Genomic DNA, 21,107 nt, shown 5'->3' with positions numbered 1-21,107 from the left:
AAGGGACAACCGAACGTCCTCTCAACCAACAGGAGTGATCCCGATGATAAGACTAGAATACTTTGAACGCTCAGATTTTAAGCAACTGATCGACTGGATTGATTCCGCTTCGTTTTTACTACAGTGGGGAGGTCCAGGGTTTGAATATCCATTGGACAGACGCCAGCTTCATCAGTACCTTGAAGGGACGAACCATGCTGGGGCCGAGAGGTTGGTATACAAAGTGATAGAGGAAGAGACCGGGAACACGATTGGTCACATCTCTCTGGGAATGATTGACCGTAAAAACCGGACGGCGAGAATCGGCAAGGTGCTGGTCGGCGATAAGGATACAAGAGGGCGGGGAATCGGAGGGAAAATAATCAAGGGAATTCTTCAAATCGCTTTTGAAGACCTTCACTTATACAGGGTCAACCTCGGGGTGTTCGATTTCAATGCATCAGCCATCGCCTGCTATGAGAAAGCAGGATTCACCAAAGAGCGATACCTGAAGGACGCCAGGAAACTGGGAGACGTGTATTGGAGTATGTGGGAAATGAGTGTGTTTGAAAGTGAGTGGAGGGGCAAAAATACCAACTTGTCTTAAAGAATAAAGTCTACTAGCCAATCCGAAATCTAGTTTCAAAAGGAGATGAGTTGATGATACGTTCCTTTAAAGAGGATGATATGACCGACGTTCGTGCACTCTTATCTAATGCAGGGTTAGGTGATCACCTCTTGGACACAATAATTAACTCCAAACAGTTTTTCGTATTCTACGACCAAGAAGGCATCAAGGGGATTTCCTACTATTCGATCGATGACGAGGGCGAAGAGAGCATTGCTCAGTTGAATGTAGTCGTTGATCCCAAGTACCGGTTAAAAGGGATTGGGACAATTCTATATAATGAGATGGAAGCTCTTTTGACAAGAGACGATCCTGACTTTGTAAGCGTATATCTTGAATCTGAACAGTCTATTATTTTTACTGAAAAAATGGGATTCGTACGTTGGTGGGGTTCTTCGGAATTAATCTTTACAGGAGGTCCGTTTCCCGATCCGAATATAGAGTTTATTAAATTTGAAGAACAGTATTTTGAAAAGTTCCTGTCAGTTGTTCAGGATTGCTATTATGACTTACATGTAAAAAATGATATTAAGCCTTATGTGGCAACGGAGCATATCGTGCGAAAGTACAAATTACATAATAAAGATCGTGTTTATTTGGTTGTTCATGAGGGGGAAATCATCGCATCTGTCACTACAGGAGATGGGGAAGTCGATAACCTGATGGTTGCGCCTTCGCACCAGGGAAAAGGTTATGGGCGTAAGGCTCTCCAATTCGCCCTGAACAAATTGCTTAAAGAAGGGTGTAAAGAAATTCGAATTTGCTATGTAGAGGGAAATGAAGATGCAGAAAAGCTGTATACTTCTGTAGGTTTTAAGCCATTGCATCACACTCATGTCTACCGTAAATTTTTGTAGCTTTGTTCCTTTCAAAAGGGCACTACACACATCTAAACCGCCCCAAGGAGTCTGAACCAATGAAATCATTCTACATCGCATCGAGTTTTTCAAATAAAGAAGCTGTCCGCTATGTCAGGGACCAGCTGACGCAAAAGGGCTTCGTTCATACATACGATTGGACGATCAATGAACGGGCTGCAACGATGGAAGAGTTGGAAAAGATCGGGCAGCAAGAGCGTAAGGCTGTCATGGAAGCGGATGTCGTCATCGTGCTTCTTCCGGCAGGAAAGGGGAGCCATATTGAATTTGGCATTGCTCTTGGGTTCGGGAAGACCATTTATCTCCACTCCCCAGATGAAAGAATAAATCAATTTGAAACGACAACGACCTTTTACCATGTACCGGAAGTCGTGAAATGCATAGGGTCCATCGATGAGTTGATTGAGAGCGTGGTTACCGGCACCAACTAAAAGGGAGTGAAACCAATGAACCCTGATCATCAAGAAAAAAAGCAAAAACTGAGAAAAGTGCAGGCACTTTATCGTAGCCGAAGGTATAAACACCGTGCACAACGTAGTCCTCGTGCATGGACAGTGGTGGTAGGCGTTTCGATGTTGATACTGTTTTTCTTTTTTATCATGAGTGTATTGTTTGACTTAGGTATAGAAGTACCAAGTTTTTTTGGAAGATAAGTAGGGTTGAATTTGATAGGGAGTGATGAAGAGATGAGTAGTTTTTCAAGTAACCATTTCACCCTAGAGAAAATCAGCGAGAATGTGTATGCAGCGATTGCGAAAGAGGGGAGCGGTTCAGTCGCAAATGCCGGTTTTGTTCAACTGGGGAACGCTGTCCTCGTGTTTGATACATTTAATACCCAACAGGCCTCGGAGGATTTGAAGCATGTGGCCGAAGCCGTGACAAACCTACCGGTGAAATGGGTTGTGAACAGTCATTGGCATGGGGATCACATCAGGGGGAACCAAACGTTTAAAGGCAGTACCATCATTTCAAGTGAGAACACTTTTACAACGATGCAGGAGAACCATCCTTCCAGAATAAAAAAGCAGAGAGACGACCTTCAAGGCTTAACGGATTATATTGAATCATTAAGCAAAAAGCAAGAAGGGGTGAATACGAACCAGATCACCTTTTTGCGCGAGATTGAGAAGTCATTACCAACATTGGAGCTTGTGCTGCCTAATCAAACATTTAAAGGCGAACTAAAATTCCACGGCACAAATTGTCATGCACGACTCTTCACACTGGGGGGAGGTCATTCTGTTTGTGATGCGATGATGTACATTCCGGAGGAGCGAGTACTATTCATGGGGGATCTACTATTCGTCGACTGCCATCCGACCATTCTTGAGGAATCGAACATTTATGACTGGCACGCTATACTCATACAGGTTGAAAATCTCGACATTGATACCGTCATCCCGGGGCATGGTTCGGTAGGGACAAAGGATGATCTGACAAAACTGATTCAATATTTTGAAGAAATTCTCGTCATAGCCAAACAAGACCGGGAGCTGGATGAATTGGTGATACCCCATGCTTATAAGGCATGGACTTCATCTGAATTCTTTTTAAAGAACATAAAAGTGCTCAGGGAATTTGAACGTTGATCGAGAAAGGAAGTCTGGAGAGCTATACATGGAGTGGAGAGCCATGTTAGCTTTTTTTTATACCCTATCATGCATTTTGACAAAAATTGAAAGGATATTGGCTAACAATGTCGAAGTTTTACAGTGATGATAAAAATATCCTGCATTTGTCCTAAAGGAGATTTTCCATGTTAGAGACCGTCCATCATTTAGTGCTGCATGTAGTATTTATTTTATTTACCGTTCTGCTTTCGCAAATGTTTACACGTGAAGCAGAGTACGATACGAAAACATTCAACGTGAATCTGTATGTGGTGAATCTTGTCGTTCTACTATCTACGATGATGTTCCCGTTAATATACGCAAGCGGATATGTGTATGATTTCAAGGTGATTCCCATCATCATCGCCTTTCTTTACGGCGGATTGGGAGTGGGGGTTGCTACTTTCGCCTCGATGCTCTTGATTGGTCTGTTCACCGACCATGTCTTTCTTCATCTCATCGTGAATTACACGATTTATTGTTTATTGTTGATCCCTGTTGCCAAATTGTATAGGCGATGTAAATGGCGAAATAAACTTCTATTGATTTCCCTTTTTTACCTGTTCATCCCTGTGACCAGGGGGATTTTTTTACTCGGGAAAAATGAAGTGGCTCAGCTCCCCTTCATGATTGGTTCGACCATGGTAATTTGGGTCACCCTGTTACTCGTCATCTATCTGATTGAAAATCAATTAGAACAGATCAGGACGAAGAGAGAGCTGATCAAAGCGGAGAAATTCAATGTCGTAAGTCAGCTGGCAGCTTCCGTTGCGCATGAAATCCGGAATCCGATGACGACAGTCCGGGGCTTCATGCAGCTTCTGCAAGGGGAAAGCTTATCAAAAGAACAGAAATCATTCATCCAGATTTCCATTGGAGAGCTCGATCGTGCCCAGGAAGTGATCAATCAATACCTCTCGCTTGCGAAGCCGCAAAGTGGGGAGTTTGAAGTGTTCAGTTTGACCGACACCATTCACGAGTCTGTCGATGTGATGGCAGGATATGCGGTCATGAACAGCATCAAAATCCAGACCGATGTTCAGAAGGATTTGAAGATCAAGGGGCTGAGCTTTGAAATCAAGCAGGTCTTGATCAATATTGTGAAAAATGCGATCGAAGCCATAAATGAAAACGGGGAAATCACCGTTTCTGCGACCGGGAACAAGGATGGCTCCATTATCGTCCGTATTAAGGATAATGGACCCGGTATTTCGGACCAACAGCTTAAAATGCTGGGCCGGCCGTATTATTCCACTAAAGAAAAAGGCACTGGACTCGGATTGACGGTTAGCTTTGAGATCATCAAACGGATGAAAGGTGAGATCAGGGTGGAAAGTCAATTGAATGAAGGCACGATGTTTACGATCGAGTTGCCGAAGCATTTATAGAGAGGGGACGACATATGAGAGAATTATTTACATATAATTGGACTGTCCGGCGGGAGTGGTTTGACTGGTGTTCTCACGTGCCCGATAAGGAATTGTTCCGTGAGAGGACGGGCGGCATGGGAAGCATATTCAGGAATTTGGTGCATGTCGCCGATTGTGAACAAATTTGGATCTCGCAGCTGAATGGTACACCGGAGCGGATCAAAGAAGTAGGTGGGATCCAAACGATGTCTGAACTCGTGAATTTTTCTGAAACAGTCCAAGCCGATACAATTGGATTCCTGGAATCGTTAGAAAATCCTCGGTTAGATGAACTGTTTCACTACAAAACAAGAAAAGGGACTGTGTATGAATTCACATATCGGAAAGTACTTCATCACATCATTACCCACGAAGTCCACCACATTGGCCAATTATCCGTCTGGGCGAGGGAAATGGGTGAAAGACCGGTTCCTTCTGATTTGTTGTTTAAATAAGAATCTTTTATCTGGATGCTCTTGGGAGTATCCTATTTTTAATTGGGATATTGGGGGATAACTTAATGCTAAACATTAAAACGGATAGGACCTTTGTCAAAATAGAACCGATCCACAAAGGGTGGTCGGAGGATAAGAAGTATTATATAGAAACAGACACGGGTGAGAAACTGCTGCTACGAGTAGCCGATCGGTCTCAGTATGAAAAGAAGAAGATTGAGTTTGACCTGATGAAAAGCTTGTCTCAACAGGGAATCCCTATGTCGAAGCCGATTGAAATGGGCTTTTGTAATAATGGTGAAAATGTATTCACCCTCTTTACTTGGTGCGAAGGGGAAGATGCCGCACTGGTGTTACCACAATTATCCGAAGCGGAGCAATATGAACTCGGTCTGAAATCAGGGAGGATCCTCCGTGACATCCACTCTACTCAAGCACCGGCTGACCAAGAAGAGTGGGAAGTACGGTTTAACCGTAAAGCAGATAGTAAAATCAAGAACTATCGTGAATGTGGCATAGAAATTGAAGGTGGGGAAGGCATCATTCAATACCTTGAAGAAAACAGGGGCCTTTTAAAAGGAAGGCCACAATCGATTCATCATGGCGATTATCATGTTGGCAATATGGTCATCTCTGAAAGTGGGACTCTTTCCGTCATCGATTTCAACCGGTATGATCACGGCGATCCGTGGGAAGAATTCAATCGGATTGTGTGGAGTGCAGGTGTAAGTCCACATTTTGCGAGCGGTCAGCTCGACGGGTATTTTGGCGGGAGGCCACCTGAAAAATTCTTTATGTTGTTGGCTTTTTATATTAGCAGCAACATGCTGTCATCCATTCCGTGGGCAATGTCGTATGGAGAAGAGGAAGTGAATGTGATGAAGCGCCAGGCGAAGGAAGTTCTGGGGTGGTATGATGGGATGAAGAATCCTGTTCCCTCTTGGTATGTGGAAGATTTCTATTATCAAACGATTGATGGCATTCCTTTTAAATTAAAATCTCCATATGACTTTTCGTTCATCAGGAATTATGGTGAAGTGTTCAAGGTTTTTGATGATCAGGATTCCGGGAATATTTGCTTTGGGGTGAAGAAAGGGGAAGAAAGACTTTTCATCAAATTTGCCGGAAGCAGGACCGTACGATTTGTGGGTGAGCCTGAGGAAGCGGTTGACAATCTCAAAGGTGCCGTTAAGGTTTATCGCGAATTGGCTCACGAACATTTGGTTCGATTGGTCGATGCAGATGAAGTCAACAGAGGGTTCGCTGCCATTTTTGAATGGACGGACGCTGAATGCATGGGAAGGATGTATCCTCTGTCGAGGGAACGATTCATGAAGTTGCCGGATGTGTCAAGACTTGAGGTGTTCAACGATATCCTTGCCTTCCATCAGTTCGTGATTGAGCAGGGCTATGTGGCCATCGACTTTTACGACAGTAGCATATTGTACGATTTTCATCTGGAGAAGACGTTGATTTGTGATATCGATCTCTACTCGAAAGCTCCCTATACAAATACGATGGGCCGGATGTGGGGCTCGTCCCGATTCATGTCTCCGGAAGAATTCACAAAGGGTGCACCAATCGATGAAATAACCAATGTGTACGTAATGGGAGCCACCGCCTTTGCACTGTTCGGAGGAGAAACAGATCGCTCATGTGAGAAGTGGCGAATGAGCGAAGGATTATATAAAGTAGCGTCCAAAGCAGTCAGTCAAAATAGAACTGAAAGATACCAATCGCTCTCAGCATTCGCATCCGCTTGGAACAAAGCCAAGAACTAAAGGTACGTCCCGCTGTTCGTTAACGCGTTAAAGTGCGGCGGGACGTACCTTGGAATTTTCCCAAGTTCGGATGGTTGACAAAGACTTGGAGTACAACATTGAATCAATGGTAGTCCCTTATAGGGGTATTCAATCGGGTGAAATGGAAGTATTTAAGAAAATTCGGTTGAAATGAATGGGGAAATAGAGGGTTTTTATAGTATTTAGAAGAAGATTCCATTCGTTTCTATAGACAGATTCAAGGAAACTTGGGACTTTTTTCTGAGTGACCAAACAGGGCTAAATTCCTTTATAATATGCATATAGAAAGAAGATTGTCACAATTCATTCTTCGTATTATGGAGGACCAATAATGGGACATTATGAGCTGTTGACAGGATTACTGATCAATCTCCTTGTCATATTAATCGTTATACTACTATTGAATTTTCATTTCCTCTCCAAAGGGAAAATACATAAGTTAGACAATAAATCGATACATACCTATTTCATCAGTGCATTTTTAATGATCATCAGTATGGGCTTGTCTGTACAAATTGAAGATGGATTTATTTATGACTTACGGTTCATCCCTTTTTTATTGGGTGGCGTCTACGGAGGAAATTCGGTATTACTGCTACTAGCCGCGACGATGATTGCCTTCCGGGCACCAATGCTTGGGATGGGACTGGTCGTAACCATTGTAATGGCGATTTTATGTACGATGCTCGTCTATTTCATGCGCCCTAAATTAAATCGTAAGCCTTGGAGATCAAGAGTCTATTGGTTTACTGCCTTATCATTCGTTTATTCTATATTCACTTTCGGAATACCCTCGTTGATTTTTAATTTTGAAAATATGCTTTCGTTTCTTATTTATTCCACGGTCCTAACGACGTCTACGTTCTTTGTATTCTATTTATATGAATTGATTCGAACCGTCTATCATCTTCAGATGGAGGCCATTAAATACGAGAAGATGCAGGTTGTCAGTCATTTGGCTGCGAGCATGAGCCATGAAGTGCGAAACCCGTTGACAACCGTAAAAGGTTTTCTTCAACTGATCAATGAGGACCCATCCAATTTCAGAGCCAATAGCGAGCTTTCGAAAGTGGCCGTCAGTGAAATCGACCGAGCCACGGAAGTCATCAATCAATACTTGAACTTTGCCAGGCCGCACCCTGAGCTTGAAGTGGAAGTGGAAATTCGGGATGAAATTCAACGGTCAAAGGAGATCATCACACCACTCGCCATCAAAAAGGGGATACATGTGGATGTGGACATCCCACATTTCCATTGTATTAAGGGAGACCCGAACAAGTTGCAGCAGGTACTGATCAACATTATGAAAAACGGGTTGGAAGCGATGGAAAAGGGAGGTACTTTACAGGTTACAAGCTACATAGAAGAGAAGAAGGTGAAGGTTGTCGTCACCGATTCGGGAATCGGCATGACAAAAGAACAGCTCGTGCGACTCGGAGAACCCTACTTCTCCCTGAAAGGAAAACACGGAACAGGACTCGGGATGATGACCGTCTTCCAAATCGTTCAAGGAATGAAAGGCAGCATCCACGTCCAAAGCAAACCAAACAAAGGAACCTCCGTCATCCTAACCTTCCCAATCTATCAAGAAGGTACGTCCCTCACTGCAGTAGCGCGTTAATGCGGAGAGGGACGTACCTTTAATGGGTATATGGGACTGTTTTTATTTGTTTGAAAGGAATTGGATTAGAAGTGTAGTAATCTATTAATATGGAGAGAGTGTTCCATGTTATTTTTTTACCCTTTTGAGAAAGCGTTTTCTTTTTAGGGGGTGAACGAGTTAACATGGGATTTTTTTCGACGCATCTTCGAAACCGGTTTCGAAGATATGCGAGTGCTCCAAAGGTTGGAAGACCTGAATTGGAGGATACTCAATTGGATCGTTGAATCTTTTTTTGCACTGTTTCGAAACCGGTTTCGAAATCATTCGAATATCGATGTGATGAAGGGAACCACCCTTCTTTACATATACAAACAAAGGAGGAAACAAAGAAATGAGAAACAAAGCGGTGATGGTGATGGTTGTGTTGATGCTGGCATTGTCTGTTGTCCTGCCAGCCGGGGCGAAGGGGCCGGATGATGGGAATGCAGAGTTGCTGAAGCGATGGGAGGAAAGAGGGATCTTTGATCGTTTAGAGAAGATGAAAAAGAATCCCAATGCAGCGTTGTCAAAGGTTGAATTTTCTGGTCTTATCCATACTTTGATTGGTTACGGAAATGAAGAAATGACGTGGAAACCTGCGGATGTTGTGAAGCAAGCGAAGGAAATTGGGTATTGGGACGAGGTGTACGGTGAAGGCGCTGAAGATGGTGTGGCCGTGACAAAAGAAGAAGCCGTTTCTACACTTCAATACGTTTTTCCTGGAAGTACTATTTCGGTTGATGATGGGGCTGAACCCCTTAAACTCGCCGATGCCTTCCGTCTATTCAATGAAAGGGCAGAAGGATACTTCAATAATGCAGGGGAGTATACCGGTGAGGATATAGAAGGAAATGCACTCATCAGTCATGGCGGAGTGATGCTAAAGGATATAAAGATCAATGGAGATCTTTATATAACGGGCGGAGCTGTCGGAGAAACAGTTACACTGGACACCGTTACGGTCAGTGGTAAAGTTTTCGTAGCGGATGAGGTGCAGAACGACGTACATTCGGTAAATTCAACCCTTGGACAGGTTGCAGTCTATGGGGTTGGGACAACTGAATCTGATTGGTCACTTGTATGGTCAGATGAGTTCATCAACAATGTGGTAGACCCAGAGAAATGGACATATGATATCGGGAACTGGATCGTGGATGAAGAAGGTAATGGGATTTCTCCTGGATGGGGGAATAACGAGCTTGAATATTATACGGATTCTTCAAAGAATTCATTCATAAGAGACGGGAAGCTCGTCATAAAAGCGAAGAAGGAAAGAAGAGCGATTACGGATCAATACGGTTCATATAACTACTCTTCGGCCAAATTGAAGACAAAGGGATTATTTTCAAAAAAATACGGTAAGTTTGAAGCACGTATGAAACTGCCTGAAGGTCAGGGTCTCTGGCCAGCCTTCTGGATGATGCCAGAGGACAGTGTTTATGGAAATTGGCCGACCTCAGGGGAAATCGACATCATGGAAAATGCGGGTCGAGATACAGGTACTATCGGCGGAACGGTTCATTACGGGGAAGAGTACCCAAATAATACGTATACGGGTGCAGAGTATCATTTTCCGGAAGGACAGGATACAACTGGCTTTCATACGTACGGAATTGAATGGGAACCAGGTGAGATCCGCTGGTATGTAGATGGTGAACTTTATCAGACGCTGAATGACTGGTTTACAAAAGGCACAAATCAGGCCGATAAATATGCCTTTCCTGCACCATTCGACCAAGAATTCTACATCATCTTGAACCTCGCAGTCGGAGGATGGTATGGCGGTGATCCAGACAGGACAACACCATTCCCGGGCGAAATGGAAGTGGATTATGTGCGAGTTTATGAGCTCACGGGAAGGGACTATATGGATCCTGTTGAACCTGCACAAGTCAAAGAGGAACTTCCTGAAGGTGCGAAGTTCCCGCAAGCGGATGGGAATTATATTTATGATCAAGCTTACTCGGAACCATTCACCGTTGTGGATGCACCCGAAGATGTATTGGATCCTCTATACTGGAACTTTGTGACACTTCCTGACTTTGGAGGAAGCGGTACGATGACGAAGGAAGTGATTGATGGAGTTCCTTATGCGAAAACAACCGTGACGAATCCAGGTAATGCATTATGGGCTTTACAGCAAATCCAGAATGTGTCGATAGCTAAAGGCGGTACCTATAAAGTGAGCTTTGATGCCAAATCGAATATCGATCGTACGATCATGTCGAAGGTCTCTGGTGGAGCTGAAAGAGGATACGCCAACTATTCGGGTGAGCAGACAATGCAATTGACAAGCACAGTCCAAACATATGAATACACATTCACCCACCGCCAAGATACGGATATAGCGGCAAGGCTAGAGATCAATATGGGAGCAAAAGGTAATGCGCCCGTATGGATCGGCAATGTCCGAGTGGAAGAAGTGGAACCCATCGATCCCGAAGGAACTTCGAAAACTCCTCTAGGGGACGGTAATCATGTTTACAATGGAACCTTTGATCAAGGGGATATGACCCGCTTGAAGTATTGGGATGTGGCTGTGAATGCCCCGGCAGAAGCAACTGCCGAGGTTTCGGAAGAAGATCGTGAGCTGCATGTGGCAATAACAAATGGCGGTGCGAACGCTAATGATGTTCATTTGAAGCAAGGTGGTTTGATGCTTGTGGACGGTGCATCATATGAGCTGACGTTTGATGGGCGTGCATCAAACGAACGCCCGATTGAAATTGATATCCTAAGTGAAGACGGGACAGTCAGTTATTCTGATGAAGTAACTGTCAATCTGGATGGAGAAATGACGAACCATAAAGTGAGCTTCAAGATGCTTGAAGGGCAAAGCGATGACTTCGGGCAGCTCGTGTTCAAGCTTGGTGGAACGAACGGGGATGTGGTTCTTGATAATGTGAGACTGATGAAGACGTCGCTTGATGTTGAGGTGGAGCCGTTAATAAATGGAGATTTTACTTTGGGGTTAGATTTATGGAGTTCGTATATTCATTTTGATGCTAATGCCAGTGTTACTGGAGAAAACGAGCAGATGAATGTCCACATCATTAACGCTGGTAATGAAGCGTGGAGCGTTCTCGCAGAACAGGCAAATATGAAACTTGGTCAAGGACTGACCTATGAACTTTCTTTCGACGCAAAGTCGACTGTTGCACGAAACATTGAAGTGACTCTTGAGAATACGGGCTATTTTCGCTACTTCAATAAGGTCTTCGCAGTCGATGATGTCATGAAAAACTATTCATATGAGTTTCAGATGGAAGCAAATGACATCGTGTCTTTGAAATTCCTAATGGGACAATTTGCCGGCGTACATGATATCACCATCGACAACGTCGTCCTCCGAGTGAAGGATGTAGGCGTTTCAAATTAAGTTTGGCAAGGGGACCGCAACGTTAACTCGTGCGGTCCTTTTTAATCTAAGGTGAATTGGGTTCACTAATAAACCGCAAAAATTGAAAATAAAAGTCTTGAATCGATTACATCTTTAATTATTTGGTAATAAGGTCAAGCCGCGGAAGAGTTTTCGATAATAAATCTATTGATTTCAATAATAAACTCGTTGATTTCGATAATAAAATACCTTTTTTCGCTAATAAATGTCTTGAACCCAGTTTGTGGACTATATAAGATAGACGATATTGGAGTAAATTCAGCCGACGGTACTGTCCTCCTACGAACTATCCTTCTTCAGAAAAGAAAAAACACGCATTTCATTAACTTTTACACACTAAAATAGGATATTTTAACTCAAAACGGACACCCCAAAAACAAAGCCCTCACTTTAATGCACTAGCGTACTGCGGGACGTACCTTTAAATTGTATTGCAGGACAATCTCATCCAAACCAATTATAATGTAGTTACTATTACATAAGAGGGGACCAACATCATGACCTGGAATTTAAAACGCTTTGACGAATTATCTACAATCGAGCTTTACAGCATATTGAAGGAGCGGACCGATGTCTTTGTTGTTGAACAGGAATGTCCTTATCCTGAAATTGATGGAAAGGATCTTAAATCGTATCATCTTTATAAAGAAGAAAACGGTGAAGTGGTTGCGTATTCAAGGCTGTTGCCTCCCGGTGTATCTTATGAAGAGGCATCAATAGGCAGGATTCTTGTGAAGCGTTCGCATCGCGGAAAAGGTATCGCAACCGAACTGTTACGAAGAAGCTTAGCTTTTATCCACGATGAAATGGGGGAAAGCACTGTAAAAATTCAGGCTCAGGAATATTTAAGGGATTTTTATGGTTCCTTCGGTTTTCAAGCAGTGACCGAAACCTATCTGGATGATGGCATCCCGCACATCGATATGGTGCTAGAAAAAAGCTCTGTTGATCCAGTTAAATGACCAACTAATTCTACGCAACAAAAAAGGCTTCAAGGAACGTCCTTCAAAGCCTTTCTAAATCAAACCATTATGGGGTATTCCACAAGAACGTCGTCACGAAAAATGGAACGATGACAGTCAACACAACAAAGGTACCATTTCCAAACAAACCAATTTTCTTATGAATGCCACTTTCTGAAAACAAGGCAATCACCAATCCTACAACCGAACAGATAACGCCGGCTAAAAGGAATTTGTCCATACCGAACAGCATGATGAGGTACGAAGCTGCAGCCAATAAGAAAAGTACAAATGAAATAAGACTCAGATTTTTCTTCATTTCAATCCCCCTTCATAGAATAGACGAAATGAACGGGATAAAAGTTTTAAGTTAAAAACGCACTGAAAAATTTTTCAGTGCGTTTTGCTTCTATATTTAATTGTCCTTATTTGTCCAAGAAGAAAAGCAATGACCGCAACGGGTTCTTGAATGTTTTCGGATCGGCTTCATAATCTCTCACGGCGCTGATGCACTCGGTCACTTCGCCGAATCCAATGAAGTTCATCTTCATGTCGCGGGAAAGATTCCGCGCGTATTCCCATTCACCCCATTTTTCAAACTGGCTGACCTGGAACTCGTGAGCTTGCAGAAAGGCTCTTACCTTGAAGGTATTGTCCTCACCATGATCCTTGGAGAATTCTTCTACCTTCCCGAATTTATTCAAGATAAAGTCGATTTCCTCTTGAAGTTTGTCCGGTTTCCCCTTATATTCCTCGGATAAATTCATTTCTACTTTAATACTAATATTCATTTTTCCCATTTGAAAACCTCCTAAGATGGGATCTACCTGTATATACGGGCTTGCCCCCGTAAAAGTTTCATATCTATATATTTTAGTGTAACATAGCCGATTTTTCCCATGTATGTAGGTCGGGCAATGAGAACATGACTGCAGACCAAGTAATAACGGAGCCATTCAAATAGGTGTTGACACATCCAACTGTAAATAATATAATTACAGTACAAAAGGTTACCGCATTTATAACAGGAACCTTTTTCTTTGAAACTAACTGTAAAAATAATTGTTACATTTAATGCATTGCAGCATATCATAACCATATAAATGGCGAGAGCCTTAAAGGAGTGAATGTAATGGTAACATTATACCTAACACCAAGTTGTCATTCTTGCCGGAAGGCCAGGGCGTGGCTTGAAGAACATGGGATTGAATATACAGAGCGCAATATATTGCAAGAGCCTCTCACGGTTGACGAAATCAAATCGATCCTGCGCCTGACGGAAGACGGCACAGAAGAGATTATTTCAAAAAATTCAAATACGTACAAAGAGCTGGACGTTGATATCGACTCACTTCCTCTCAAACAACTGTATCAGCTCATCATGGATAACCCGAAAATGCTCCGCAGACCGATCTTGCTTGATGAAAAGAGGATTCAGGTCGGATACAATGATGAAGAAATTCGAAGCTTCCTTCCGCGGAAACTTCGCACGTTCTCTTATCAGGAATTGATGAAAGAGGCTAACTAGGGAGGGTTCGCTGACTTGACTAGGTAATCTGTAACGTTTACGATTACAGTGCAGACAGAAAGTAGGTGGAAGTCCATGAATAGTGATTTTACGTTGGCCATTCACAGTTTGACATACCTTGCCTTGCAGCTCGATCGGATCTCAAAAAGTGATATGATTGCCGAAAGCGCAGGGGTGCACGCCGTCCGCATCCGGAAAGTCCTGAGTCTATTGAAGAAACATGGCATCATTAAATCGAAGGAAGGGACCGGAGGAGGATTCATCTTAGCGAAGGACTTAAGCGAAGTGAATCTCTTCGACATTTACATGCTGACATCGGAAGGCGCATTGCAGCCAAAGTGTCCAGAATCGAATGAAGCATGTGTAGTTGGTGCGAATATGCGGAATGTCCTGTTCAAGATCTTCCTTGGTGCCGAAGAGCATCTTGGGGAATATCTGAAACAATACACCATTCAAGATATCGTTGATCTGATTTCAAAAGAAAACTAACAAGGAAGGCTTTACTCCTTCCATCCAATATAAATGTAATAAAAAATATTTCAGTTTGAAAGTTGGTGGAACATTGAACACAATACTAACAACAGGTGATTGGATAAAAGGCACGACAACCGACGGAGAATTGATCATCGGCTACATCGAAGAAATCGACCTTGGAACCGCAAGCTTAAAAGCCAAAGTCATCACAAGTGATCACAAGGAAATTGAGGGCTACACCATTCCACTGCGAATCAAAGATGCAAAAAAACTGCCTCACACGAAAATTGCAAACAAAGAACAAATCCGTTTCTTGATTGATTTGGCCCTGGTTACTGGGGACGAAGAATGGTTCAAGGAACTTAGCGCAAAGCTTAATGCAATGAGAGAGCTAGTGAAGCAATAGATGATGACCTGATTCCCTATAAGGGGAGTCAGGTTTTTTTGTATGACCCTACCCAATTCCTCATCCATCAATCAAAAAAACGCCCACAAGTTCATACAAATGAAAAATATACGGTCCCACAGACATGTATAAAACAAGGTATACGCGCCCATATAATGTATGAACGAAGCAAAGACCTAATTTCAATCGAGGACCGTATTATACTTAATGAAACATCTTTGAAACCATTTATTTCCTTCGTTCGTATATACGTAAAGAAATGATCCATCATTTTAACTTTTAAAGAATATCATAACGGGCTGCACTTTAAAAAGGAGGGATTTACATGAACATATTTTTCATCATCCTCATCTTATTCCCTGCCATATCAATCATCATTGGAGCAGTAGGCAACATCCTCTTTAGAAATCTCTATATTGCGCCTGCATTTGTTTTCATCTCGTTCATGATTGCAACGTTTCTATTATTCAATGAAACGTTCTTAATATGGGTTTTCGTCTATACAATCGCCGCCATTTTGTCAGGGCTATTCGTGCATGTAATCATAAAATCCCGACATTAGGATTCATTTTTCTGATTTTTGAAAAATCAATTGAATATCACACTGGATTTTGAAATAATTGGGATATGATAGTCGGGCTTCACTTAACTACTAATACTGGAAACACCCTTCTGAAGGTAATGTCTTTGCTCAGTATCTTCATAATAGCCGTAGTCTCTATTTAAGGTTCTAAGAAAGACAAGTGACCAAATCATCCACCATTAAGAAAGAGATCATGAAGTACTCCGGCTATTCGTATAGCAAGGAACCATACTCTCCATTCTTTAATGAAATCCGGGAAGATTAGGCACGGTCTATCAAACTCCCTTTTGATCAGAAAGTGATGGAAACCAAGACATCGACACAGTGAAGTAATGGTGCGGACAGTTTAAACAAAAAACAGGAAAGAGGTGGCCACAAAATGAATGCAAACGAATCTCTCGTCTTAAAAGGCGTTATGGAATTGGAAGAGAAGAAATTAGTCGGATTTCGCGTGGTTTGTGAGGACGGTGCTGATTACAGTCAGGAAATACCGAAAGCATCACTGGCCCTTGCCAAGCGAAAAGGTGAAATCAATCACCTGGTGGAACCTGTGAAATTGATCGGCGCATTCAAGGCGAGCGATACGACAGAAGACGATGGATACTGGTCTTGCTTCGAGGTTACCGATTTTAAAGACATTCCAGAGGGGATGGTGGAGTTAACCGTTCCGCAGCAAGAATATGCGGTATTAGGATTCCGAGGTCATGCTTCCCGGATTTTTCAGGTTTATGAATATCTGCATGAGTGGATGGAGGGTAAAGGCTACTCTCGAAAAAAAGATCAGTGGACACTGGAGGTCTACTCCAAGTGGACGGAGTCTGAGGATCATGTGGAGTTGTGTGACCCGGTGGGACGGTAAGATCCAATGACAAAATATAATACTTCCGTCTTAATGAGCAAATTGAAAATTGTTCAGGGTCATCAATTTATTACTATAGAAGATACGAGCGGATTAACGCAGGAAGAAATGATGGTAGTAATCCCCCATTTACTGAATCAAGCATCCTTCGATTCTGTTCAAAACCTTACCATCTTGGTGCATGAAAAGTTCAATCATGGTGTTGAGCAACTGTTGAAAGATGGTGGCTTTTCGCTCCATGATGAAATGGTCATCGTGATGAAAGAACTGCATGATATGAAAGAGGTCGCTTCGACAAGATTTGATTTTAAAAACCTGGAACAAGTATCCACTCAAGAATTTACGAAAGTATGGGAAAAAGCGATGCAAGAATCATTGAATGCTTCTTCATCTTTGAATATTGATGAGCACATGCTAAGCGTCCAAAAGGAACTCGGGGATGGTTATCGAAAGTCTTGCCTCATTGCCTATGAAGACGGAATTCCAATAGGCATTGTGATGCCTCATATCGAACCTGGCACCGAACATGAGGGAAGGCTTTTCTACTTTGGCCTCATACCTGAAGAAAGGGGTAAGCTGAAAAGCACACCCCTTCATCAACAAGCACTGGAGTTGCTCAAAACAGATTTTAAAGCCAATTATTACATAGGACAGACAAGTCACAATAACCTCCCGATGCTGAAAACCTTTGAAAGGAACGGGTGTCGTATACTAGAGCGTAATAAGGTTTACAAAAGAAAACGGTAGAGCGAGTAGAGTTTTCATCAAAAAGCTCTACATTTTTGCATGAACATAATTAAACGGAGGAAGATTCATGATCATAAAGCAAAAGGAATACAGCATTCGTGGTTTGGCTTACAAGATCCGATCTGCAGTGACTCAAGATGCCAAAGCATTATCAGACGTTAGAGTCAAGATCGATGGCGAAACAGAAAACATGGATAGGGAACCTGGTGAAGCCTTTATGGATGAACGAGACTTCAAGAAATTGATAAAAGGTGATTCCGAGAGTCAAAAGAATTTGTTCCTCGTAGCGGAAGCCGGAGAAAGGATTGTAGGTTTCTCCCGATGCGAAGGAAATAATTTAGCAAGAAGCTCCCATAGAGTCGAGTTCGGTGTCGGGGTTTTAAAAGATTACTGGGGACACGCGATTGGAAGGAATCTATTGCATGAATCCATTCGATGGGCAGATTCTGAAAGCATAAGAAAAATCACATTGAGTGTACTGGAAACAAACGAAAAAGCGATTAACCTCTACAAGGACTTTGGTTTTGAGGTCGAGGGAATTCTGAAAGAGGACAAAAAACTATCTGATGGGGAGTATTATCATACAATTTTGATGGGGCGGATCAGCCAAGTAGATAGGTAATAAAGTTAGAAAAGCGCGAGATCTCAGGATTGCGCTTTTTTTTGTGTCATATGAATGACCCTGGTTTTTTATTGATTGCACATTATTTGCAAAATTGTTGGGGAAAACATGAAGAAATAACCCTCGTTTTGTGGAACATTCGTTGTGTCAAAACTCATTGAAGGATCAGCGAAGGCTGCCACGACGCATTTTAATCGTTTAACTTTATCGCTTTAAGAGGGTGAAAAAATGAAAGGAAGGATTTGATCACATGATGAATGGTGGAGGAATGAGCGGAGGTTTCTTCGGGACTGGCTTTATTTTTATCATTCTGATACTGGCCATTGTCGCAATCGGCTTCTGGATGATGAAAGGAAAGAATTCGGAACGGTCTCCAAACTTAACGCAACAGCAACACTCATTTGAACTATTAAAACAGCGTCTTGCAAGGGGCGAGATTTCAGAAGAAGAGTACGATCGTCTTAAACGTAAAATGAAGGATTAGTACATTACGTAGAATTAGAACCTGCATTAATAATTCATAAAAGCAGGGTAGAATGGAGAATCATTAAAAGAAGAGGGGATGTAGCCATGAATAGAAAAATAATTAGTTCCGTCATGATCGGAATATTACTTCTGTTTGGAGGGATGGTGTTTCTGCTATCACCGTGGCATCAAAGCGGTGAGGAGGGGTCTCTGGCCGGGTTGACAGACGGAAATAAAAGTATATTGGAAATTAAAGAACCAGGTAAAGGAAATCGTCCTGTAAAAACATTCACCTTGACTGCTCAAGATAAAAAGTGGGTCATCAATGATGGAAAAGAGGTGGCTGCGTGGACGTATAACGGCAAGGTACCAGGTGAAGCCTTACGTGTCACAGAGGGTGATGTTGTACGGGTGAAACTTAAGAATGATCTTAATGTGCCAATCACGATTCATTGGCACGGCGTCCTGCTACCAAACAAGATGGATGGCATACCAGGCGTGACCCAGAATGCCGTTGAACCCGGCGACACCTTCACCTATGAGTTCATCGCAAACGATGCAGGGACTTATTGGTATCATTCCCATCAACAGAGCTCCATCCAAGTGGACAAAGGGCTATACGGATCATTCGTAGTAGAAGAAAAGGAGAAGGAGTATGAGCGTGATGAAGTCTTCATCCTGGATGAGTGGGCAGTTGATCAGGAACGTGAGAATCTTTCTAATATGGGTGGCATGATGATGGGAGCAATGTCCGGGGACAGTGAAGCCGATACGAAACAAATGTATGACACCTTTACGGTAAATGGAAAGTCCGGCAATGCCATAAAGCCCATGATCATGCAAGCTGGAGAGAAAGCAAGATTGAGATTCATAAATGCAGGTTATCAGGTTCATCGATTGGTTTTTCCCGAAGGTTCGATGCGGATGCTTGAAGCTGATGCTGAAAAGGTTAAGTCGGAAGACACCAAATCTAACGTACTTGAAATTGCGCCTGGAGAAAGAATCGATGTTGAATTTACCAAGCCGGAGGAAGATGCTGTTGTGATTGGACATGAGCAAGGTGTGGATCATGCAGATGATATGGTCATACCGGTCATTTCAACTAATGATGGAAAAAATGGTCAACAGTTGGCGCATGCTACAGGAAACGCAGCTGTAAAAGGAACCTCGTATGGAAGTGAAAAACTGATCTTCAACAAAACACCAAATCCAGATGTTACCTATGATATGGATTTAAGCATGGGGATGGACATGGGAGAAGGCATGTCTTTCCAGATCAACAACAAAACGTTTCCAGATACCCCGCCTATAAAAGTGAAGGAAGGGGATATCGTCAAGGTGACCCTCAGAAATGAGGGAAGGATGAATCACCCTATGCATTTGCATGGCCACCGATTTCAAGTAAACGCTAAAGACGGAAAGAAGCTTAAACAGCCTGTTGTGAAGGATTTGGTACATGTCAAGCCCGGCGAGGAGTATGAAATTTATTTCAAAGCGGATAACCTGGGAGAGTGGTTATTCCATTGCCATGATAACAACCATGCAGCCAGAGGTATGGTCACAGTCGTTGATTACGAAGAAGTTTACTCCCCTTTCCAGCTGGGAGGGAAAGAAGATAACCATCCTAATTGAAGAAAACGCTCTGCCAGGGGCGTTTTTTATTTGGAAAATTTCCCTTGAGAAAACTAATCGCATTTGAAATAATTGGTAGTATCCTACAGAGAAGGGTATGGGAAAGCCTAATACTGGTTTCGTTTGGACTCTCCATATTTCTGGTGGCAATAAGGGTGGATGGGATTTTAAAATTTCTGATGTGAGAATATAGAAAACCGCCTTTCCCCTCTATTAAACGAGCATTGCGATCCCATGGCTCTCATAAGAAAAGATCGCAATGTCAGGTTCATTGATCTTTCAGGTCTTCAATTAACTTCCTCGTTTCAGCGATTTCTTTTTTCTGAGTTTTGATGATGCCATCCGCCAGGTTACTCACTCTTGAATCCTTTATTTGAGCCCGCTTACTCTTCAGGATCGCAATGGAATGGTGGGGGATCATCGCTTCAATATAATCAACATCATCAACCACAATCTGACTACATACTAAATATAAGGACAGAAAGAATACGACAAAGCTTCCTGCAGTGATCAACGTAAAGGAGACATCCACATGATTATCCGAAAATTAAAAAATGGAGAAGAACCTCCAATGGAATTATTGTTATTAGCGGATCCATCAAGAGAAATTGTCAATGAATACATCCGCAGAGGCGAATGTTATATTGCCGAAATCGAAGAGAACGTAGTGGGGGTATTTGTACTACTTCCAACAAGGCCAGGAACGATCGAGCTAGTGAATATCGCCGTAGCAGAACGTCTTCATGGCAGGGGAATCGGAAAACGACTGGTAAACGAAGCCATGACATATTCAAAACGGAAGGTCTATAAAACGATCGAAGTAGGTACAGGGAACGCAGGCATCGGGCAACTAGCACTCTATCAAAAATGCGGATTTAGGATCACCGGTGTCGACTTGGATTTCTTTACAAAGCATTACCCTGAAGACATTTATGAAAATGGCATCTGGTGCAGGGATATGATCCGCCTATCTCATGATTTATGACCTAGGGGAACCGGCTTCATGATTTGTGTTATGAGAGCACG

At 42.6% G+C, this 21,107-nt stretch carries 24 protein-coding genes; 21 read left to right on the top strand and 3 right to left on the bottom strand.

Annotated features, from left to right (window positions below; all coding sequences use genetic code 11):
• The first annotated feature begins 43 nt into the window (after positions 1 to 43).
• The 11 genes from LCM10_RS03615 to LCM10_RS03560 all read left to right on the top strand — a co-directional run bounded on the left by LCM10_RS03615 (position 44) and on the right by LCM10_RS03560 (position 12,765).
• The gene (locus LCM10_RS03615; protein WP_224874795.1) at positions 44 to 586 is read left to right on the top strand and encodes a GNAT family N-acetyltransferase; all 543 of its coding nucleotides are present in this window, start codon (positions 44 to 46) and stop codon (positions 584 to 586) included.
• A gap of 53 nt (positions 587 to 639) precedes the next feature.
• Positions 640 to 1,464 carry a GNAT family N-acetyltransferase gene (locus LCM10_RS03610; protein WP_224874793.1) on the top strand — a complete coding sequence of 275 codons (825 nt, stop codon included), beginning with the start codon at positions 640 to 642 and terminating at the stop codon, positions 1,462 to 1,464.
• 59 nt (positions 1,465 to 1,523) lie between these two features.
• Positions 1,524 to 1,916 (top strand): nucleoside 2-deoxyribosyltransferase, encoded by a 393-nt coding sequence (locus LCM10_RS03605; RefSeq protein ID WP_224874791.1) that lies wholly within the window; start codon positions 1,524 to 1,526, stop codon positions 1,914 to 1,916.
• 15 nt (positions 1,917 to 1,931) lie between these two features.
• Positions 1,932 to 2,138: a hypothetical protein gene (locus LCM10_RS03600; RefSeq protein WP_224874790.1), complete on the top strand. Its 207-nt coding sequence runs from the start codon at positions 1,932 to 1,934 to the stop codon at positions 2,136 to 2,138.
• 33 nt (positions 2,139 to 2,171) lie between these two features.
• Positions 2,172 to 3,074, top strand: coding sequence for an MBL fold metallo-hydrolase (locus LCM10_RS03595; RefSeq protein WP_224874788.1), 903 nt, complete (start codon positions 2,172 to 2,174; stop codon positions 3,072 to 3,074).
• Positions 3,075 to 3,241: 167 nt separating this feature from the next.
• Positions 3,242 to 4,483, top strand: a complete 1,242-nt coding sequence (locus tag LCM10_RS03590; protein WP_224874786.1) for an ATP-binding protein — start codon at positions 3,242 to 3,244, stop codon at positions 4,481 to 4,483.
• A 14-nt stretch (positions 4,484 to 4,497) separates the two neighbouring features.
• The gene (locus LCM10_RS03585) at positions 4,498 to 4,959 is read left to right on the top strand and encodes a DinB family protein (RefSeq protein WP_224874784.1); all 462 of its coding nucleotides are present in this window, start codon (positions 4,498 to 4,500) and stop codon (positions 4,957 to 4,959) included.
• Positions 4,960 to 5,024: 65 nt separating this feature from the next.
• The gene (locus LCM10_RS20730; protein WP_318247466.1) at positions 5,025 to 6,740 is read left to right on the top strand and encodes a phosphotransferase; all 1,716 of its coding nucleotides are present in this window, start codon (positions 5,025 to 5,027) and stop codon (positions 6,738 to 6,740) included.
• Positions 6,741 to 7,092: 352 nt separating this feature from the next.
• The gene (locus tag LCM10_RS03570; RefSeq protein WP_224874782.1) at positions 7,093 to 8,382 is read left to right on the top strand and encodes a sensor histidine kinase; all 1,290 of its coding nucleotides are present in this window, start codon (positions 7,093 to 7,095) and stop codon (positions 8,380 to 8,382) included.
• 373 nt (positions 8,383 to 8,755) lie between these two features.
• A complete protein-coding gene (locus tag LCM10_RS03565; protein WP_224874780.1) occupies positions 8,756 to 11,782 on the top strand; it encodes a carbohydrate binding domain-containing protein in 3,027 nt (1,008 codons plus the stop codon).
• Positions 11,783 to 12,300: 518 nt separating this feature from the next.
• A complete protein-coding gene (locus LCM10_RS03560; RefSeq protein WP_224874778.1) occupies positions 12,301 to 12,765 on the top strand; it encodes a GNAT family N-acetyltransferase in 465 nt (154 codons plus the stop codon).
• Positions 12,766 to 12,832: 67 nt separating this feature from the next.
• On the opposite strand, the gene LCM10_RS03555 is transcribed toward LCM10_RS03560, so the two are convergent.
• Both LCM10_RS03555 and LCM10_RS03550 read right to left on the bottom strand, forming a co-directional pair.
• Positions 12,833 to 13,084, bottom strand: coding sequence for a hypothetical protein (locus tag LCM10_RS03555; RefSeq protein ID WP_224874776.1), 252 nt, complete (start codon positions 13,082 to 13,084; stop codon positions 12,833 to 12,835).
• Between the two features lie 106 nt (positions 13,085 to 13,190).
• A complete protein-coding gene (locus LCM10_RS03550) occupies positions 13,191 to 13,565 on the bottom strand; it encodes a hypothetical protein (RefSeq protein ID WP_224874774.1) in 375 nt (124 codons plus the stop codon).
• A 332-nt stretch (positions 13,566 to 13,897) separates the two neighbouring features.
• Here LCM10_RS03550 and spxA point away from each other — a divergent pair, with 332 nt between their 5' ends.
• The 9 genes from spxA (at position 13,898) to LCM10_RS03505 (ending at position 20,081) form a co-directional block, all read left to right on the top strand.
• Positions 13,898 to 14,293: a transcriptional regulator SpxA gene (gene spxA / locus LCM10_RS03545; protein ID WP_224874772.1), complete on the top strand. Its 396-nt coding sequence runs from the start codon at positions 13,898 to 13,900 to the stop codon at positions 14,291 to 14,293.
• Between the two features lie 75 nt (positions 14,294 to 14,368).
• The gene (locus LCM10_RS03540; RefSeq protein WP_224874771.1) at positions 14,369 to 14,782 is read left to right on the top strand and encodes an RrF2 family transcriptional regulator; all 414 of its coding nucleotides are present in this window, start codon (positions 14,369 to 14,371) and stop codon (positions 14,780 to 14,782) included.
• A 73-nt stretch (positions 14,783 to 14,855) separates the two neighbouring features.
• Positions 14,856 to 15,173 carry an IDEAL domain-containing protein gene (locus tag LCM10_RS03535; RefSeq protein ID WP_224874769.1) on the top strand — a complete coding sequence of 106 codons (318 nt, stop codon included), beginning with the start codon at positions 14,856 to 14,858 and terminating at the stop codon, positions 15,171 to 15,173.
• Positions 15,174 to 15,498: 325 nt separating this feature from the next.
• Positions 15,499 to 15,735 carry a DUF2651 family protein gene (locus LCM10_RS03530; RefSeq protein WP_224874767.1) on the top strand — a complete coding sequence of 79 codons (237 nt, stop codon included), beginning with the start codon at positions 15,499 to 15,501 and terminating at the stop codon, positions 15,733 to 15,735.
• A gap of 400 nt (positions 15,736 to 16,135) precedes the next feature.
• A complete protein-coding gene (locus LCM10_RS03525) occupies positions 16,136 to 16,615 on the top strand; it encodes a GyrI-like domain-containing protein (protein WP_224874765.1) in 480 nt (159 codons plus the stop codon).
• Positions 16,616 to 16,621: 6 nt separating this feature from the next.
• Complete coding sequence (locus LCM10_RS03520; RefSeq protein ID WP_224874764.1) at positions 16,622 to 17,362, top strand: GNAT family N-acetyltransferase; 741 nt, start codon at positions 16,622 to 16,624, stop codon at positions 17,360 to 17,362.
• 67 nt (positions 17,363 to 17,429) lie between these two features.
• Entirely contained in the window at positions 17,430 to 17,984 is a 555-nt protein-coding gene (locus tag LCM10_RS03515) for a GNAT family N-acetyltransferase (protein WP_224874762.1), read from the top strand.
• A gap of 250 nt (positions 17,985 to 18,234) precedes the next feature.
• The gene (locus LCM10_RS03510; RefSeq protein WP_224874760.1) at positions 18,235 to 18,468 is read left to right on the top strand and encodes an SHOCT domain-containing protein; all 234 of its coding nucleotides are present in this window, start codon (positions 18,235 to 18,237) and stop codon (positions 18,466 to 18,468) included.
• Positions 18,469 to 18,554: 86 nt separating this feature from the next.
• Positions 18,555 to 20,081 (top strand): multicopper oxidase family protein, encoded by a 1,527-nt coding sequence (locus tag LCM10_RS03505; RefSeq protein WP_224874758.1) that lies wholly within the window; start codon positions 18,555 to 18,557, stop codon positions 20,079 to 20,081.
• A gap of 268 nt (positions 20,082 to 20,349) precedes the next feature.
• Here LCM10_RS03505 and LCM10_RS03500 read toward each other — a convergent pair whose 3' ends face one another.
• Positions 20,350 to 20,613: a DUF305 domain-containing protein gene (locus LCM10_RS03500; RefSeq protein WP_224874756.1), complete on the bottom strand. Its 264-nt coding sequence runs from the start codon at positions 20,611 to 20,613 to the stop codon at positions 20,350 to 20,352.
• Between LCM10_RS03500 and LCM10_RS03495 the strand changes: the two genes are divergently transcribed.
• Entirely contained in the window at positions 20,614 to 21,066 is a 453-nt protein-coding gene (locus tag LCM10_RS03495) for a GNAT family N-acetyltransferase (RefSeq protein ID WP_224874754.1), read from the top strand.
• The last annotated feature ends 41 nt before the right edge of the window (positions 21,067 to 21,107 follow it).

Origin of the sequence: Rossellomorea aquimaris (assembly GCF_020171925.1) — a bacterium.
Taxonomy (GTDB): domain Bacteria; phylum Bacillota; class Bacilli; order Bacillales; family Bacillaceae_B; genus Rossellomorea; species Rossellomorea aquimaris_F.
This window is presented reverse-complemented; position numbering and strand designations above follow the sequence as displayed.

What these genes read in the sequence shown, in the direction of transcription:
- LCM10_RS03615 (WP_224874795.1), top strand. Translation starts at nt 44, where the DNA reads ATGATAAGACTAGAATACTTTGAACGCTCAGATTTTAAGCAACTGATC.
- LCM10_RS03610 (WP_224874793.1), top strand. Translation starts at nt 640, where the DNA reads ATGATACGTTCCTTTAAAGAGGATGATATGACCGACGTTCGTGCACTC.
- LCM10_RS03605 (WP_224874791.1), top strand. Translation starts at nt 1,524, where the DNA reads ATGAAATCATTCTACATCGCATCGAGTTTTTCAAATAAAGAAGCTGTC.
- LCM10_RS03600 (WP_224874790.1), top strand. Translation starts at nt 1,932, where the DNA reads ATGAACCCTGATCATCAAGAAAAAAAGCAAAAACTGAGAAAAGTGCAG.
- LCM10_RS03595 (WP_224874788.1), top strand. Translation starts at nt 2,172, where the DNA reads ATGAGTAGTTTTTCAAGTAACCATTTCACCCTAGAGAAAATCAGCGAG.
- LCM10_RS03590 (WP_224874786.1), top strand. Translation starts at nt 3,242, where the DNA reads ATGTTAGAGACCGTCCATCATTTAGTGCTGCATGTAGTATTTATTTTA.
- LCM10_RS03585 (WP_224874784.1), top strand. Translation starts at nt 4,498, where the DNA reads ATGAGAGAATTATTTACATATAATTGGACTGTCCGGCGGGAGTGGTTT.
- LCM10_RS20730 (WP_318247466.1), top strand. Translation starts at nt 5,025, where the DNA reads ATGCTAAACATTAAAACGGATAGGACCTTTGTCAAAATAGAACCGATC.
- LCM10_RS03570 (WP_224874782.1), top strand. Translation starts at nt 7,093, where the DNA reads ATGGGACATTATGAGCTGTTGACAGGATTACTGATCAATCTCCTTGTC.
- LCM10_RS03565 (WP_224874780.1), top strand. Translation starts at nt 8,756, where the DNA reads ATGAGAAACAAAGCGGTGATGGTGATGGTTGTGTTGATGCTGGCATTG.
- LCM10_RS03560 (WP_224874778.1), top strand. Translation starts at nt 12,301, where the DNA reads ATGACCTGGAATTTAAAACGCTTTGACGAATTATCTACAATCGAGCTT.
- LCM10_RS03555 (WP_224874776.1), bottom strand. Translation starts at nt 13,084, where the DNA reads ATGAAGAAAAATCTGAGTCTTATTTCATTTGTACTTTTCTTATTGGCT.
- LCM10_RS03550 (WP_224874774.1), bottom strand. Translation starts at nt 13,565, where the DNA reads ATGGGAAAAATGAATATTAGTATTAAAGTAGAAATGAATTTATCCGAG.
- spxA (WP_224874772.1), top strand. Translation starts at nt 13,898, where the DNA reads ATGGTAACATTATACCTAACACCAAGTTGTCATTCTTGCCGGAAGGCC.
- LCM10_RS03540 (WP_224874771.1), top strand. Translation starts at nt 14,369, where the DNA reads ATGAATAGTGATTTTACGTTGGCCATTCACAGTTTGACATACCTTGCC.
- LCM10_RS03530 (WP_224874767.1), top strand. Translation starts at nt 15,499, where the DNA reads ATGAACATATTTTTCATCATCCTCATCTTATTCCCTGCCATATCAATC.
- LCM10_RS03525 (WP_224874765.1), top strand. Translation starts at nt 16,136, where the DNA reads ATGAATGCAAACGAATCTCTCGTCTTAAAAGGCGTTATGGAATTGGAA.
- LCM10_RS03520 (WP_224874764.1), top strand. Translation starts at nt 16,622, where the DNA reads ATGACAAAATATAATACTTCCGTCTTAATGAGCAAATTGAAAATTGTT.
- LCM10_RS03515 (WP_224874762.1), top strand. Translation starts at nt 17,430, where the DNA reads ATGATCATAAAGCAAAAGGAATACAGCATTCGTGGTTTGGCTTACAAG.
- LCM10_RS03510 (WP_224874760.1), top strand. Translation starts at nt 18,235, where the DNA reads ATGATGAATGGTGGAGGAATGAGCGGAGGTTTCTTCGGGACTGGCTTT.
- LCM10_RS03505 (WP_224874758.1), top strand. Translation starts at nt 18,555, where the DNA reads ATGAATAGAAAAATAATTAGTTCCGTCATGATCGGAATATTACTTCTG.
- LCM10_RS03495 (WP_224874754.1), top strand. Translation starts at nt 20,614, where the DNA reads ATGATTATCCGAAAATTAAAAAATGGAGAAGAACCTCCAATGGAATTA.